This is a genomic window from Ensifer sp. BR816 (assembly GCF_000378985.1).
Taxonomy (GTDB): Bacteria; Pseudomonadota; Alphaproteobacteria; order Rhizobiales; family Rhizobiaceae; genus Sinorhizobium.
In genome coordinates this window covers 1,309,147-1,322,432 of the sequence record NZ_KB905370.1, presented here as the reverse complement: position 1 = coordinate 1,322,432, position 13,286 = coordinate 1,309,147, and the positions used below count along the sequence as shown (strand labels likewise).

The window sequence follows — 13,286 nt, the reverse complement described above, 5'->3', positions numbered from 1 at the left end:
CCCGCGATATCTCTACTTGCGAACCTGTCGAGTTGGGAATGGAGCGGAGGCGGCAGTTCAAGCCCCTCCCCCTTGTGGGGAGGGGTTGGGGAGGGGGCAGGCGCGTAATTGGCCAAACAGCTAGTTTCAGGAGAAAAACCACGATGGCAATTGAGGGAAGCAATACGGAAACGCGGCAAAGGAGAATCCGGCTCGGCATGGTCGGCGGCGGCTCGGGCGCCTTCATCGGCGCGGTGCACCGGATCGCGGCGCGGCTCGACGACCACTATGAGCTGGTCGCCGGCGCTCTGTCGTCGACGCCCGAGAAGGCGCAGGCCTCGGGTCGTGAGCTCGGCCTCGATTCGTCGCGCGTCTATTCGGATTTCAAGGAAATGGCGATCCGCGAGGCGAAGCTCAAGAACGGCATCGAAGCGGTGGCAATCGTCACGCCGAACCATGTGCACTATGCCGCGGCCAAGGAGTTCCTGAAGCGCGGCATCCACGTGATCTGCGACAAGCCGCTGACCTCGACGCTTGCCGATGCCAAGAAACTGAAGAAGGCGGCCGAGGAAAGCGACGCGCTCTTCGTGCTGACGCATAATTACACCGGCTACCCGATGGTGCGCCAGGCGCGCGAGATGATCGCCAATGGCGAGATCGGCACCGTCCGGCTGGTGCAGATGGAATATCCGCAGGACTGGCTGACCGAGAACATCGAACAGTCCGGTCAGAAGCAGGCGGCATGGCGGACGGACCCGGCCCGCTCCGGCGCCGGCGGCTCGACCGGCGATATCGGCACGCATGCCTATAACCTCGGCTGCTTCGTCTCCGGACTCGAGCTCGACGAGCTCTCGGCCGATCTCGACAGCTTCGTCGCCGGCCGCCAGCTCGACGACAACGCCCATGTGATGCTGCGCTTCAAGGAAAAGGACGGGGCGCGGGCCAAGGGCATGCTCTGGTGCAGCCAGGTGGCGCCCGGCCACGAGAACGGCCTGATGGTGCGTGTCTATGGCACCAAGGGCGGCCTTGAATGGGTCCAGAAGGATCCGAACTATCTCTGGCACACGCCCTTCGGCGAACCGAAGCGGCTGCTGACCCGCGCCGGCGCCGGCGCCTCAGCGGCGGGGACCCGCGTTTCGCGCGTTCCCTCTGGTCACCCGGAAGGCTATCTCGAAGGCTTCGGCAATATCTACACGGAGGCGGCCCGCGCCATCTACGCCAGGCGGAAAGGCGAGGCGGTGGACCCGGCTGTCACATATCCGACGATAGACGATGGCATGAAGGGCATGGTCTTCGTCGATGCCTGCGTACGCTCGTCGCAGCGCAACGGCGCCTGGATCAAGGTCTGAAGCACCCCCGATAGACGGGCGAGGTAGCTCGCCCGCTCCTGCATGTCTCCTTAAATCGACCTCGATTTAAGGACAAAGACATGCAGCGATTCAAAGTGCTACAGCGACCTTTGCGCGTCTGATAGGACGCGCGGCGCTGTAGTTGGTTGACATTTGCCTTCGCCGTATTAGGCCACGGCCAAACACGAACAATGCAGCGGCGTCCGGCGCAGCCGCGCAGACGACGGATTGAATTATGATCGAAGCCAAGAAACTCGCAGAACGCTTTCCCGGTGACTTCGTCTTCGGCGTGGCCACCGCCTCCTTCCAGATCGAGGGCGCCAGCAAGGCGGATGGGCGCAAGCCGTCCATCTGGGACGCTTTCTCCAACATGCCGGGCCGCGTCTTCGAGCGCCACAATGGCGACGTCGCCTGCGATCACTACAATCGGCTCGACCAGGACCTCGATCTGATCAAGAGCCTCGGGGTCGAGGCCTATCGCTTCTCGATCGCCTGGCCGCGCATCATTCCGGAGGGTACCGGGCCGATCAACGAAAAGGGGCTCGACTTCTACGATCGCCTCGTCGACGGCCTGAAGGCCCGCGGCATCAAGGCCTTTGCGACGCTCTACCATTGGGATCTCCCACTGGCGCTAATGGGCGATGGCGGCTGGACGGCGCGGACGACCGCCTATGCCTACCAGCGCTATGCGAAGACCGTGATCGCCCGGCTCGGCGACCGGCTCGATGCGGTGGCGACCTTCAACGAGCCCTGGTGCTCGGTCTGGCTCAGCCATCTCTACGGCATCCATGCGCCGGGCGAGCGCAACATGGATGCGGCGCTCGCCGCACTGCATTTCACCAATCTCGCCCACGGCCTCGGCGTCGCTGCGATCCGTTCAGAACGATCGGACCTGCCGGTCGGCATCGTCATCAATGCCCACCCGGTCTATCCCGGCAGCGACAGCGTCGAGGACAAGGCTGCGGCCGAGCGCGCCTTCGATTTCCACAACGGCGTCTTCTTCGGCCCGATCTTCAAGGGCGAGTACCCGGAGGGCTTCCTCTCGGCGCTCGGGTCCCGCATGCCGCTGATCGAGGACGGCGACATGGCGACGATCGCCCAGCCGCTCGACTGGTGGGGCCTCAACTATTACACGCCGATGCGCGTTTCGCATGATCCGGCGGTCGGCACCGAATTTCCGGCAACGGTCAATGCGAAGCCGGTCAGCGACGTGAAGACGGACATCGGCTGGGAGGTTTATGCGCCGGCGCTCGGGGCCTTGGTGGAAACGCTCAACGCCCGCTACACGCTCCCGGATTGCTACATCACCGAGAATGGCGCCTGCTACAATATGGGCGTCGAGAACGGCGTGGTCAACGACCAGCCGCGGCTCGACTATATCGCCGACCACCTGTCGGTGACCGCGGACCTGATTGCCAAGGGCTATCCGATGCGCGGTTATTTCGCGTGGAGCCTGATGGACAATTTCGAATGGGCGGAAGGCTACCGCATGCGCTTCGGCATCGTCCACGTGGACTATGAGACGCAGATCCGCACGATCAAGAAGAGCGGCCACTGGTACAAGGAACTGGCGGAACAGTTTCCGAAGGGCAACCACAAGCCGGCCTGAGGGCGCAGCCATCGGTATGGCCCGGCCTGTTCTACATAAAAAGAGTAGGCTTTTGCGCCGAGCCGCGGTGCTGGGAAAAATCGTGCCTGTCAAACGGGAGGGTCGGGGAGCATAACAACCCTGGACTTTGCGGCATGGCAGCCATGCCGTACACGACATTGAACCGACCGGTTGCACGATGATAGAGAATTGCTCCCCGTTCCGAATGCGTTGTCGAACGTCCGTGTGACCCGACACGACCCCTGTCCGGGAATGTGACAGGGACGAGAGTTTCGAACATCCGAGAGCATCATGTATCCTGACATCGCTGTGATCCCTCCTGCGGGGGCGACCGGACAATGACCATTCCTGCATCGACAATCGGGACGGACCAAGCCGCCGTCGTCTTCGACGGCGTTTCCAAGCGCTTCGCGGCATCCGGCCAAAGCGCGGCCTTCACCGCGCTCAACAATGTCAGCCTGACGGTCGGCCGCGGCTCGATCACCGGCATTATCGGCCGCTCCGGCGCCGGCAAGTCGACGCTGATCCGGCTGGTCAACGGTCTTGAAAAACCGTCAGCCGGCAAGGTGCTCGTCGACGGCGTCGATGTCGGCGCGCTCGACGAGGCGGGGCTGCGCGAGCTTCGACGCTCCGTCGGGATGATCTTCCAGCACTTCAACCTGCTCTCGTCGCGGACCGTCTTCGGCAATGTGGCGCTGCCGCTCGAAATTGCCGGCATGGACCGTCGGGCGATCGACGGGCGCGTGCGGCCGCTGCTCGACCTGGTCGGCCTCGCCGACAAGCACGGCCGCTATCCGGCCGAGCTTTCCGGCGGCCAGAAGCAGCGCATCGGCATCGCCCGGGCGCTGGCGACCGAGCCGAAGCTGCTGCTCTCGGACGAGGCGACCTCCGCGCTCGACCCGGAAACGACGCAATCGATCCTCGAGCTCCTGAAGCGCATCAATGCCGATCTTGGGCTGACGGTGCTGCTGATCACCCATGAGATGGAGGTGGTGAAGGCCGTCACCTCCGACGTGGCGGTGATCGACAAGGGTGAAATCGTCGAGCGCGGTCACACCTTCGACGTCTTCACCCATCCGAAACACGAAACGACGCGGGCCCTTTTGTCCGGCCTGCCTGGGTCGAAGCTGCCCGAGGCCATCGCAAGGGGGCTCAAGCCCGCTGCGGCCGCTGGCGACCGTCTTGTCGTGCGTCTCACCTTCTTCGGCGCGGCCGCCGAGCGGCCGCTGATCTCGCAGCTCATCCAGTCGATCGGTGCAGAGGTCAACATCATCGCCGGCACGATCGACGATATCGGCGGCAAGCCCTACGGCTCGCTGGTCGTCGCCTACGGCGCGGATCCGGAAACATCGGGTAAGGCGGATCGATTCTTCGCCGAAAACGGACTGGTCACGGAGGTGCTCGGCTATGTCGCCTGATCTTCTCTTGCTCATCGGCAAGGCCACGCTCGACACGCTGCGCATGGTGGCGATCGCCGGATTCATCGGCGCGCTGATCGGCCTGCCGATCGGCATCTTCCTCGCGACCAGCGGCAAGGGCGAGCTGTTTCCGGCGCCAAATGTCAACCGCGCCGTCGGTCTTGTCGTCAACGCCACGCGTTCGACCCCCTTCATCATTCTCGTCGTGGCAATCATTCCGTTCACGCGGCTCGTCACCGGCACCTCGATCGGCACCAAGGCGGCGATCGTGCCGCTGACGATCGCGACCATCCCGTTCTTCGCCCGCCTCGTCGAGGCGGCGATCCGCGACGTCGACCGGGGTCTGATCGAGGCGGCCCGCGCCATGGGCGCCACGCCGATGCAGATCGTCTTCAAGGTGCTGCTCGCCGAGGCCCGGCCGGCGCTGACGCTCGCGCTCACCATGACCATCGTCAGCCTCATCGGCTATTCGGCAATGGTCGGCGCCGTCGGCGGCGGCGGCCTCGGCGATCTCGGAATCCGCTACGGCTACCAGCGCTTCAGGCCCGACGTGATGCTGATCGTCGTCATCGTGCTGATCGTGCTGGTGCAGATCGTCCAGAGTGCCGGCGATCGCCTGGCGCGCGGCTTCGACAAGCGCGGCCGCAAGACCTGATCCTCTCCCAAGACACCAAACTGCAACAAGGAGAACTCCATGAAAAAGCTCATTATCGCGGCTGCCTTCGCCGTCCTCGCTGCCGGGACGGCGCTGGCCGAGACCATCAAGGTCGGCGTAACTCCGGGCGAGCATGCCCAGATCATGGAGAAGGTGAAGGAAGTCGCTGCTCCCAGAGGTCTCGACATCGAAATCCTCGAATTCTCCGACTATGTCGTGCCGAACCAGGCACTCGCCGATGGCGAACTCAATGCCAATTCCTTCCAGCACCAGCCCTATCTCGACAACCAGATCGCCGACCGCGGCTTCGATATCGTCAGCGTCGGCCTGACCATCACCACGCCTATGGGTGTCTATTCGAACAAGGTGAAGAGCCTCGATGAGCTGAGCAACGGCGCGACGATCGGCATTCCGAACGATCCGACCAATGGCGGCCGCGCACTCCTGGTTCTCGCGTCGAAGGGCCTTATCAAGGTCAATCCGGATGTCGGGTTGAAGGCCACGCCGGCCGATGTGACGGAAAATCCGAAGAACATCCAGTTCGCCGAACTTGATGCGGCCCAGCTTCCGCGCTCGCTTGCCGATGTCGACGCGGCCGTGATCAACACCAACTACGCGCTCGAGGCCGATCTTCACCCCAAGAAAGACGCCATCGCCATCGAAAGCGAGAAGTCTCCCTATGCCAACGTCATTGCGGTGCGCGCCGCGGACAAGAATGCACCCTGGGTGAAGACCCTGGTCGAATCCTACCATGATGATTCGGTGAAGGCCTTCATCAACGATACGTTCAAGGGTGCACTCATCCCAAGCTGGTGAGCATCGCCGAGAAACAGCCGCGCGTCTCGACCTGACGCGCGGATTTGTTTGATTGACCGGCAACCGGCGCTATTTCTTCTTCTTTCCAGGGAGGAAGGCACATGAAGGGTGGATGTCTGTGCGGTGCCGTGCGCTACGAAGCGAAGGGGGCACCGATCTATTCCGGGTTTTGCCATTGCCGCGATTGCCAGCGGGCGACCGGAACCGGTCACAGCTGCTACATGATTTTTTCGCGCGCCGACGTCCACGTCGCCGGCGAGCTTCGCTCGTTCCAGACGTTGGCCGAAAGCGGCAACGTGTCGATCCGCTATTTCTGCGACACCTGCGGCAGCCAGATCTTCTCTTCTGGCCCGCCCGGTGACAACCAATGGACGGTTTTCGCGGGGACGCTCGACGATACCGCTCTGTTCGAACCGACAAATGCGGTCTTCGCGCGCAGCCGCCCGCATTGGGATCGGTCCGCTCTCCGCGTGGACGAATACGAGACGCTTCCGGCCTGAGAGCGACGCGGCGAATTGACTTGCGCTCGGCAAAGACTTTAATCGGCCGCATGCCCGTTGCGCTTTCATCCTTCGATCAATCGCTGCTGTCCGGCGAACAAGGCGAGGCTGCCGCCTTCGCCATGCGGCTGCTCGTCCGCTTCGCCGAGGCCGTCGGCGCGGAGCGCTTCGTTGATATCGAGGCGGCGCATATCGACGGCTGTCTCTATCTTGGCCAGGTGAGCCTCGATTTCGCCGAGCATCTGGTGCGCCTCGGCGGCCGCGTCCGCGTGGCGACGACGCTGAACGTCGGCTCGGTCGACCTTATCCATCCGGAGCTTTTTCATGGCAGCGAGGAGATCGGCCGCGGCGGGGCGCGGCTGATGAGGGCGCATGAGGAACTCGGCTGCGTGCCGACCTTCACCTGCGCACCCTATCAGACGATGTTCCGGCCGCGTTTCGGTGCCCAGATCGCCTGGGCCGAATCGAACGCCATCGTCTTTGCCAATTCCGTGCTTGGCGCCCGCACCAACCGCTACGGCGATTTCATCGATCTCTGTTGCGCGTTGACGGGCCGCGCGCCCTATTATGGCCTGCATACCGGCGAGAACCGCCGCGCGCGCGTGCTCGTGGAGATCGAGAGTGTGCCCGAGGAATGGGCGGAAGCGGGGCTTGCCTGCGTCGCCGTCGGACACGCGATCGGCAGGCGCTGCAGCGACCGGGTGCCGGCGATTACCGCCCTGCCGGCCTCGACGGGCGAGGACGATCTGAAGGCGCTCGGCGCGGTCGCGGCTTCCGCGGGCGCCGTTGCGCTTTTCCATGCGGTCGGGCTGACGCCGGAGGCGCCGACGATCGAAGCGGCCTTCCAGGGCAGGGCGCCGGAAGAGGTGATCCGGCTGAGCGCGGAAGACCTTCGCGATACGATAGGCAGGCTTTCGACCGTTCCGGACGGAACGCCATTGACGGCCGTCAGCTTGGGCACGCCGCATTTCTCGCTTGCCGAGTTCGAGCGGTTGATGCCGCTGATCGACGGTGCGCCGCCGGCGATCGATGTCTATGTCAACACCCACCGGGCGGTGCTCGAGGAACTGCAACGGCGCGGCTGGGATGAGCGCCTGAGGGCAGCCGGCGTGACCTTGGTGATCGACACCTGCACCTATGTGACGGCGGTGATGCGCGACATGTCCGGCGCCGTCATGACCAATTCCGGCAAATGGGCCTATTACGCGCCGGGAAATATCGGCGTCGACGTCGCCTTCGGATCGCTTGCGGACTGCGTCGCATCGGCCTGGGCCGGAAAGGTGGTGCGGTTGTGACGGTGCGGCTCAAGGCGACGACGCTGGTGGCGGGATCGGCGGCGGCGGAAACGCTGGTGCTTTTGGAGCCTCTGAGCTTCTGGGGTGGCCTCGACTCGGAGTCCGGCCGGATCATCGACCAGTGGCATCCGCAGAAGAACGCGGTGATGAGCGGTCGCGTCCTGGTGATGCGGGCAGGGCGCGGCTCGAGCTCCGGCAGCTCGGTGCTGGCCGAAGCGCTTCGCCGCGGAACCGGGCCGGCCGGCATCGTGCTGCTGGCGCGCGACGCGATTGTCACGGTCGGGGCGATGGTCGCGGCCGAGCTCTATGGCAAATCCTGTCCGGTGGTCCTCGCCAGCGAGGCGGACTGGACGGCGATCACCGCAGCCGGCTCATTGGCGATCGACGCGCAAGAGGAAGCGGCGACGATCGAGATCTGATGCTGGCTCGAGTCGCGCTTTAGGACGGTGACAGTGCCGCGAGTCTCCTTCGCCCCGCTGGCGGGGAGAAGGTGGCCGGCAGGCCGGATGAGGCGCCAACCGGCGCTTTCCCTTAGCTTCCCAGATGCCGCTCGCCGCGTTTCTTCGCCAAGGCGATCTGTCGCTGCCGCTCCCGGTAGCGCTCCCGGTCCTCGGCGGTGCGGATCTCGTGGCAGTGAACGCAGGAGACGCCCTCTTCGTGAAGCGGCGACTGCAGGTCGGCCAGCGACAGGGGCTGGCGGCAGGCGTGGCAGAGCGTGTGCTCGCCTTCGGCGAGGCCATGGGTAACGGAGACGCGTTCGTCGAAGACGAAACAGGCGCCGTCCCAGAGGCTTTCCGCCGCCGGGACTTGCTCGAGATATTTCAGGATGCCGCCCTTGAGGTGGTAGACCTCCTCGAAGCCCTGTTCCTTCATGAAGGCGGTGGCCTTCTCGCAGCGGATGCCGCCGGTGCAGTACATGGCGATCTTCGGCTTGTTGTGCAGGCCGGTGTTGTTGCGCACCCAATCGGGAAACTCGCGGAAGGTCTTGGTCTGCGGATCGACGGCGCCGCGGAACAGGCCGATCGCCGTCTCGTAGTCGTTGCGGGTGTCGATGACCAATGTGTCCGGGTCGGAGATCAGCGCATTCCAGTCCTTCGGCTCCACATAGGTGCCGACCACCTGGTTGGGGTCGATATCCGCGACGCCCATGGTGACGATCTCTTTCTTCAACCGCACCTTCATGCGCAGGAAGGGCATGGCCGAGGCCCGGCTCTCCTTGTGCTCGAGGCGGGCGAATTCGGGCTGGGCGCGCAGAAAGTCGAGCACTGCGGCGATGCCTGCATCGGTCCCGGCGATCGTGCCGTTGATCCCTTCATGCGCAAGCAACAGCGTCCCCTTCACGCCGTTGGCGTCGCAGATGGCCTGCAGCGGCTCGCGGAAGTCGGCAAAGCGCGGGAAGGAGACGAAATGGTAGAGCGCGGCCACCGGAAACTGGCCTTGCGTCTCCGGGCGCGGTGTCGTGGACATGTCGGTCATGGGCACGCAAATACAGCTTTCGCCCGCCGAGCGCAATTGCAGTGGCCGCGCCCGATCGCCCCACCTGCGGGGCCTCAGCGCCCGGCCTCGAGCCAGAGCAGTTCGACGGTGCGGCTTTCCCACTGCGGATCGTCAAGAAACACGCCCTCGGCCCGCTCGAGCGCTTCCCGCCTCAGTTCCTCTTGCCGGGCGATGACGGCGGAAAGCAAATGCGCCTGGTTCTGGCTGTCGCCGCCGAGCTCCGGCTGTTCGTTGATGAGTGACGTCAACGTGGTGAGGTCGTTCAAATGGCCCAGCACGTCGACCAGCTCTTTCGTCTCCGTCCGTTTCGCCTGCATCGCCGAAGGCCAGGCCTCGCGTAAAAGCGCCAGCTGCATTCTGTAGTCCTGGGCACGCTTGCGCAGGTCATGGAGGCGGGCGGTCTCCGTGCTCGTTTCGCAGGCGGCCCGGGCGCGGGCGGCGCGCTTCAATGTTCGCCGCCAGCCCTTCGCCATTCGACCCGCGGACTTCCGCTTGCCGTCGTCGAAGGAAACATGAGCGAGCGCCGCGAGCGTCTGCTCGCAATTGACGATCGTCGCCTCAATCTTTCCGTCGAGATCGGTCTCGCCCTCGGCGATCCGGTCGCGGCGGGCGGCGAGGATCGAGCAGACCTTGTCGAGTGCCAGCTGCTGCTCCTCGCCTGCCGCGTGCTGACGCAGGTAGCTGGCATTCTCGACGAGGGCGGCCGCGTCGCGGACGGTCGACAGATTGTGCGCCATGCCGCGGATGCGGGCGTTTTCCTGCTTCTGGAAAAGGGGGGCATCGGAGGCGACGAGCCGATAGAGCGAACGCAGGCGCTTGAAGTTCTTGCGCGCATCGTGGATGGCCTCGTGAACGCCGGCCGGCTGCTCCTTGAGCACCGCCATCGCACGCTCGATCTGCTCGGCGCCGACGGCACGAAAGTCCTCGGTGAATGGGCGGTCCGGATTGAAGGCGTAGGTCATGGTTGCGCCACGAGAAGCCCCTCGGTGGCCAGTGATTGGTTGGAATACTGGCGGTCGCCGGTAATTTCTCGCCCCACCCAGGAAGGCAGGGCAGGCAGGTCCGTCTCCCGCTTCATCTCCACTTCGGCGACGACGAGGCCCTGAAGCGCTCCTTCGTAGACGTCGACTTCCCAGGTGAAGCCCCTGTGCGGCACGCGGTAACGGCGTTTCTCGATAACGATGCCGACCGCTTGGGTGAGCAGTTCGCGAGCATCTTCCATCGGCAGGTCGTACTCGTACTCGTTTCGGACCAGGGCCGACTTGCCGATCTTGATGGTCAGACGCGCCCATTTGTTGCCATGGATCCGGACGCGCACCGAACGATCGTCCATGGTGACGATATAGGCCTGGCGCAGCCTTGTGCCTCCGTCGGCGCGCTCCTTCCAGGTGTCGGAAGCGACCAGGAATTTGCGCTCTATCTCCTTCGCCATGGATGTCCTGCCATTTCGAGAGGTCGACTGTCATCAAACTATCGTATTGTAGCTCAGTCTCAAGCCATGTCTTTGCGGTAGATCATCTTTTCATCATACGTCTTATAAGGCGCGGGAGCGAATGCACCTTTTTCGGTCTCGACAATGACGGGCCCCCGGAGTATGCGGGGTGCAGATTCAATCGTTTTAAAAAAGGACGGCGAGCATGAGCGCGAAGACCGACAATCTTCTTTCCATCCTCAAGCTTCAACCGGTGGTGCCGGTGCTGGTGATCGACGACGCGGCGACGGCAGTCCCGCTCGCCAGGGCGCTCGTTGCCGGAGGCTTGAAGGCGATCGAGATCACGCTCCGCACGCCGGCGGCGCTCGCAGCGATCCGCGCCGTGGCCGACGAAGTCGAAGGCGCGGTTGCCGGTGCCGGCACGATCCTCAACGCCGCTCAGTTCGAAGAGGCCGTCAAGGCTGGCTCCGAGTTCATCGTTAGCCCCGGCACGACGCAAGAACTGATCGACGTCGCCAACGACCATGTGGTACCGCTCCTGCCGGGAGCGGCAACGGCGAGCGAGGTGATGGGGCTGCGCGAGGAAGGCTACGACGTGATGAAGTTCTTCCCGGCCGAGCAGGCAGGCGGGGCCGCCTATCTGAAGTCGCTTTCCTCGCCGCTCGCGGGCACGCTGTTCTGCCCGACGGGCGGCATTTCGCTTGCCAATGCGCGCGACTATCTTTCGCTGCCGAATGTCGTCTGCGTCGGCGGTTCCTGGGTGGCGCCGAAGGACCTGGTTGCCAAGGGCGACTGGGCCGGCATCACCAAGCTTGCCGCCGAGGCCTTCGCGCTGAAAGGCTGACAAAGCCAACCAGGGAAGCCACAAGAAGCCGGGCTCCCGTCCGGCTTTTTCGTGTCCGGCGCGTATTTGTATTTTCGCCTCGCGGTTCCTATGTCTCACTCCGCAACGACGCGGCAAGGCGACAGCCTGCCTGCGTCAAACCTAAGGAGCGAGGCCGATGTTCGACGCGAAGAAATTGCTGGATCAGTTCTTGGGTTCGCAGGTTCCCGGCGCCGGCGGGACCATTGGCGGCCGCGCCGATCAGGTGACCAAGCTTGCCAAGGACAACCCGCTGGCGACCGGCGCGATCGCGGCCGTCCTGCTCGGCAGCAAATCAGGCCGCAAGCTGGCCGGCAATGCAGCGGTGCTCGGCGGTCTGGCGGCGATTGCCGGGCTCGGCTACCAGGCCTACAAGAACTACCAGGCCGGCCAGGCGCCGCAACCGGCGTCTCCTGCGCCCGCCCAGCTTCCCGCACCGCCGGCGGATTCCGGCTTTACGGCGCCGGAAGCGGTCAGCAATGATTTCGCGCTCGTGCTCGTTCGCGCCATGATCGCCGCCGCCCGGGCCGATGGTCATATCGACGAAACCGAACGCGGCCGGATCATCGACAAGCTCTCCGTTTCGGGGCTCTCCGCGGATGCTGCGACTTTTCTCGAAGCCGAGCTCGCCAATCCGATCGACATCGATGCCATCGTTGCCGCCGGCAAGACCGAGGAAGAGCGGGTCGAGATCTACACGGCGTCGCGGCTGGCGATCGAGCCGGATGGCCGGGCGGAGCGCGGCTACCTCGACCTTCTCGCCGGCCGGCTTGGGCTTGCCGACGGGCTTGTCGACCATATCGAGGCGACGGTTTCGGCGGCGAAGGTCTCGGTCTGAGATCCAATCCATCGGAATGCGCCTATCTGTGCCGCGCATGTTTCGATCACGAGTTTGAATTTGAAACGGGTGGGCGTCTGTCCTATTGCGGAGGCAATAGAAGCAGGGAGTGGTCGATGCGCGATCTTGCCAACTGGAAGGGATGCCCGGCGCCGCAGCCGGTCTCGATCGAGGGCCGATATGTCCGGCTGGAACCCTATGACCGCGCGGCGCATCTCGAGCCGCTCTGGCACGACGCCTTCGGCGGAATGGCGATCAATCCGCTGCTGAAATATTTTACACAGGACGATTTTTCGGGAATCGAAGCCTTCGACGCCTGGCTCTCGGCGGTTCAGGCAAAATCCGGCTGGATCACCGAGGTGTTTCGCGACAAGGCAAGCGGCAAGGTCGTGGGCATGGCGAACTACATGCGGGCAGACCCGGCCAATGGCGTCGTCGAGGTCGGTGGCGTGGCGCATGGTCCCGCCATGGCGCGCTCGCCACTTTCGACGGAAGTGCATTATCTGATGGCGAGGCACGTGTTCGAGGATCTCGGCTATCGTCGTTATGAGTGGAAATGCCACAGCGACAACCAGCCGAGCCGCACCGCGGCGCTCAGGCTCGGCTTCACCTTCGAAGGCATTTTCCGGCAGCACATGATTTCCAAGCGCGCCAATCGCGACACGGCCTGGTTTTCGATGATCGACGCCGAATGGCCGTTCCTCAAGGCTGCTTTCGAGGAATGGCTTTCGCCGGACAATTTCGATGACGAGCGGCGCCAGAAGCGGCGGCTGGAGGACATCCGCGCGGAACTCACGGCAAAGGAGCAAGCGTGAACACGCCCGAAAAGAAGGATAGGTCGCCGGCGATCGCCGCCGCCATCATCCTGGCGGTCGTAGGCATCGGCTTCTTCGTGCTGCCGTCGATCATGGTGCGGCTCGGCGACATCTCGCCCTGGCTCGCCGCCGGCGTCGGGGCCCTTTTCGTGCTCGGCTTCTTCCTGATCTTCTGGCTGCGCGCCCGCCACCAGCGCCGGCGGGGGCTTTGACATGCACAT

General features: G+C 64.2%; 15 protein-coding genes. 12 read left to right on the top strand and 3 right to left on the bottom strand.

What is annotated here, in order from left to right:
* The first annotated feature begins 143 nt into the window (after positions 1-143).
* From RHIBR816_RS0106365 to RHIBR816_RS0106330, 8 genes are all read left to right on the top strand, one after another.
* Entirely contained in the window at positions 144-1,328 is a 1,185-nt protein-coding gene (locus tag RHIBR816_RS0106365) for a Gfo/Idh/MocA family protein (RefSeq protein ID WP_018235701.1), read from the top strand.
* Between the two features lie 235 nt (positions 1,329-1,563).
* The gene (locus RHIBR816_RS0106360; RefSeq protein ID WP_018235700.1) at positions 1,564-2,937 is read left to right on the top strand and encodes a GH1 family beta-glucosidase; all 1,374 of its coding nucleotides are present in this window, start codon (positions 1,564-1,566) and stop codon (positions 2,935-2,937) included.
* Between the two features lie 338 nt (positions 2,938-3,275).
* The gene (locus RHIBR816_RS0106355) at positions 3,276-4,355 is read left to right on the top strand and encodes a methionine ABC transporter ATP-binding protein (RefSeq protein ID WP_018235699.1); all 1,080 of its coding nucleotides are present in this window, start codon (positions 3,276-3,278) and stop codon (positions 4,353-4,355) included.
* A complete protein-coding gene (locus RHIBR816_RS0106350) occupies positions 4,345-5,010 on the top strand; it encodes a methionine ABC transporter permease (protein ID WP_018235698.1) in 666 nt (221 codons plus the stop codon). Before RHIBR816_RS0106355 ends, RHIBR816_RS0106350 begins: the two co-directional genes overlap by 11 nt.
* A gap of 39 nt (positions 5,011-5,049) precedes the next feature.
* Positions 5,050-5,826, top strand: coding sequence for a MetQ/NlpA family ABC transporter substrate-binding protein (locus RHIBR816_RS0106345; RefSeq protein ID WP_018235697.1), 777 nt, complete (start codon positions 5,050-5,052; stop codon positions 5,824-5,826).
* A gap of 101 nt (positions 5,827-5,927) precedes the next feature.
* Positions 5,928-6,326, top strand: coding sequence for a GFA family protein (locus RHIBR816_RS0106340; RefSeq protein ID WP_018235696.1), 399 nt, complete (start codon positions 5,928-5,930; stop codon positions 6,324-6,326).
* A 50-nt stretch (positions 6,327-6,376) separates the two neighbouring features.
* On the top strand, positions 6,377-7,621 hold the full coding sequence (locus RHIBR816_RS0106335) for an aconitase X catalytic domain-containing protein (RefSeq protein ID WP_018235695.1): 1,245 nt from the start codon (positions 6,377-6,379) through the stop codon (positions 7,619-7,621).
* Positions 7,618-8,040 carry an aconitase X swivel domain-containing protein gene (locus tag RHIBR816_RS0106330; protein WP_018235694.1) on the top strand — a complete coding sequence of 141 codons (423 nt, stop codon included), beginning with the start codon at positions 7,618-7,620 and terminating at the stop codon, positions 8,038-8,040. The genes RHIBR816_RS0106335 and RHIBR816_RS0106330 overlap by 4 nt, the downstream gene beginning before the upstream one ends.
* A gap of 112 nt (positions 8,041-8,152) precedes the next feature.
* On the opposite strand, the gene RHIBR816_RS0106325 is transcribed toward RHIBR816_RS0106330, so the two are convergent.
* The 3 genes from RHIBR816_RS0106325 to RHIBR816_RS0106315 form a co-directional block, all read right to left on the bottom strand.
* Positions 8,153-9,097 (bottom strand): rhodanese-related sulfurtransferase, encoded by a 945-nt coding sequence (locus RHIBR816_RS0106325; protein WP_018235693.1) that lies wholly within the window; start codon positions 9,095-9,097, stop codon positions 8,153-8,155.
* Positions 9,098-9,171: 74 nt separating this feature from the next.
* Positions 9,172-10,080, bottom strand: a complete 909-nt coding sequence (locus tag RHIBR816_RS0106320) for a CHAD domain-containing protein (protein WP_018235692.1) — start codon at positions 10,078-10,080, stop codon at positions 9,172-9,174.
* Entirely contained in the window at positions 10,077-10,550 is a 474-nt protein-coding gene (locus RHIBR816_RS0106315; RefSeq protein WP_018235691.1) for a CYTH domain-containing protein, read from the bottom strand. The genes RHIBR816_RS0106320 and RHIBR816_RS0106315 overlap by 4 nt, the downstream gene beginning before the upstream one ends.
* A gap of 205 nt (positions 10,551-10,755) precedes the next feature.
* On the opposite strand from RHIBR816_RS0106315, the gene RHIBR816_RS0106310 reads away from it, so the two are divergent.
* From RHIBR816_RS0106310 to RHIBR816_RS0106295, 4 genes are all read left to right on the top strand, one after another.
* Positions 10,756-11,394, top strand: coding sequence for a 2-dehydro-3-deoxy-phosphogluconate aldolase (locus RHIBR816_RS0106310; RefSeq protein WP_018235690.1), 639 nt, complete (start codon positions 10,756-10,758; stop codon positions 11,392-11,394).
* Positions 11,395-11,551: 157 nt separating this feature from the next.
* Positions 11,552-12,250: a tellurite resistance TerB family protein gene (locus tag RHIBR816_RS0106305; protein ID WP_018235689.1), complete on the top strand. Its 699-nt coding sequence runs from the start codon at positions 11,552-11,554 to the stop codon at positions 12,248-12,250.
* Between the two features lie 116 nt (positions 12,251-12,366).
* Entirely contained in the window at positions 12,367-13,065 is a 699-nt protein-coding gene (locus RHIBR816_RS0106300; RefSeq protein ID WP_018235688.1) for a GNAT family N-acetyltransferase, read from the top strand.
* The gene (locus RHIBR816_RS0106295; protein ID WP_018235687.1) at positions 13,062-13,277 is read left to right on the top strand and encodes a hypothetical protein; all 216 of its coding nucleotides are present in this window, start codon (positions 13,062-13,064) and stop codon (positions 13,275-13,277) included. Before RHIBR816_RS0106300 ends, RHIBR816_RS0106295 begins: the two co-directional genes overlap by 4 nt.
* Positions 13,278-13,286 lie beyond the last annotated feature (9 nt).

Excerpts from the sequence above, each read along its gene's own strand:
- RHIBR816_RS0106365 (WP_018235701.1), top strand. The coding sequence starts at position 144 with ATGGCAATTGAGGGAAGCAATACGGAAACGCGGCAAAGGAGAATCCGG.
- RHIBR816_RS0106360 (WP_018235700.1), top strand. The coding sequence starts at position 1,564 with ATGATCGAAGCCAAGAAACTCGCAGAACGCTTTCCCGGTGACTTCGTC.
- RHIBR816_RS0106355 (WP_018235699.1), top strand. The coding sequence starts at position 3,276 with ATGACCATTCCTGCATCGACAATCGGGACGGACCAAGCCGCCGTCGTC.
- RHIBR816_RS0106350 (WP_018235698.1), top strand. The coding sequence starts at position 4,345 with ATGTCGCCTGATCTTCTCTTGCTCATCGGCAAGGCCACGCTCGACACG.
- RHIBR816_RS0106345 (WP_018235697.1), top strand. The coding sequence starts at position 5,050 with ATGAAAAAGCTCATTATCGCGGCTGCCTTCGCCGTCCTCGCTGCCGGG.
- RHIBR816_RS0106340 (WP_018235696.1), top strand. The coding sequence starts at position 5,928 with ATGAAGGGTGGATGTCTGTGCGGTGCCGTGCGCTACGAAGCGAAGGGG.
- RHIBR816_RS0106335 (WP_018235695.1), top strand. The coding sequence starts at position 6,377 with ATGCCCGTTGCGCTTTCATCCTTCGATCAATCGCTGCTGTCCGGCGAA.
- RHIBR816_RS0106325 (WP_018235693.1), bottom strand. The coding sequence starts at position 9,097 with ATGACCGACATGTCCACGACACCGCGCCCGGAGACGCAAGGCCAGTTT.
- RHIBR816_RS0106320 (WP_018235692.1), bottom strand. The coding sequence starts at position 10,080 with ATGACCTACGCCTTCAATCCGGACCGCCCATTCACCGAGGACTTTCGT.
- RHIBR816_RS0106315 (WP_018235691.1), bottom strand. The coding sequence starts at position 10,550 with ATGGCGAAGGAGATAGAGCGCAAATTCCTGGTCGCTTCCGACACCTGG.
- RHIBR816_RS0106310 (WP_018235690.1), top strand. The coding sequence starts at position 10,756 with ATGAGCGCGAAGACCGACAATCTTCTTTCCATCCTCAAGCTTCAACCG.
- RHIBR816_RS0106305 (WP_018235689.1), top strand. The coding sequence starts at position 11,552 with ATGTTCGACGCGAAGAAATTGCTGGATCAGTTCTTGGGTTCGCAGGTT.
- RHIBR816_RS0106300 (WP_018235688.1), top strand. The coding sequence starts at position 12,367 with ATGCGCGATCTTGCCAACTGGAAGGGATGCCCGGCGCCGCAGCCGGTC.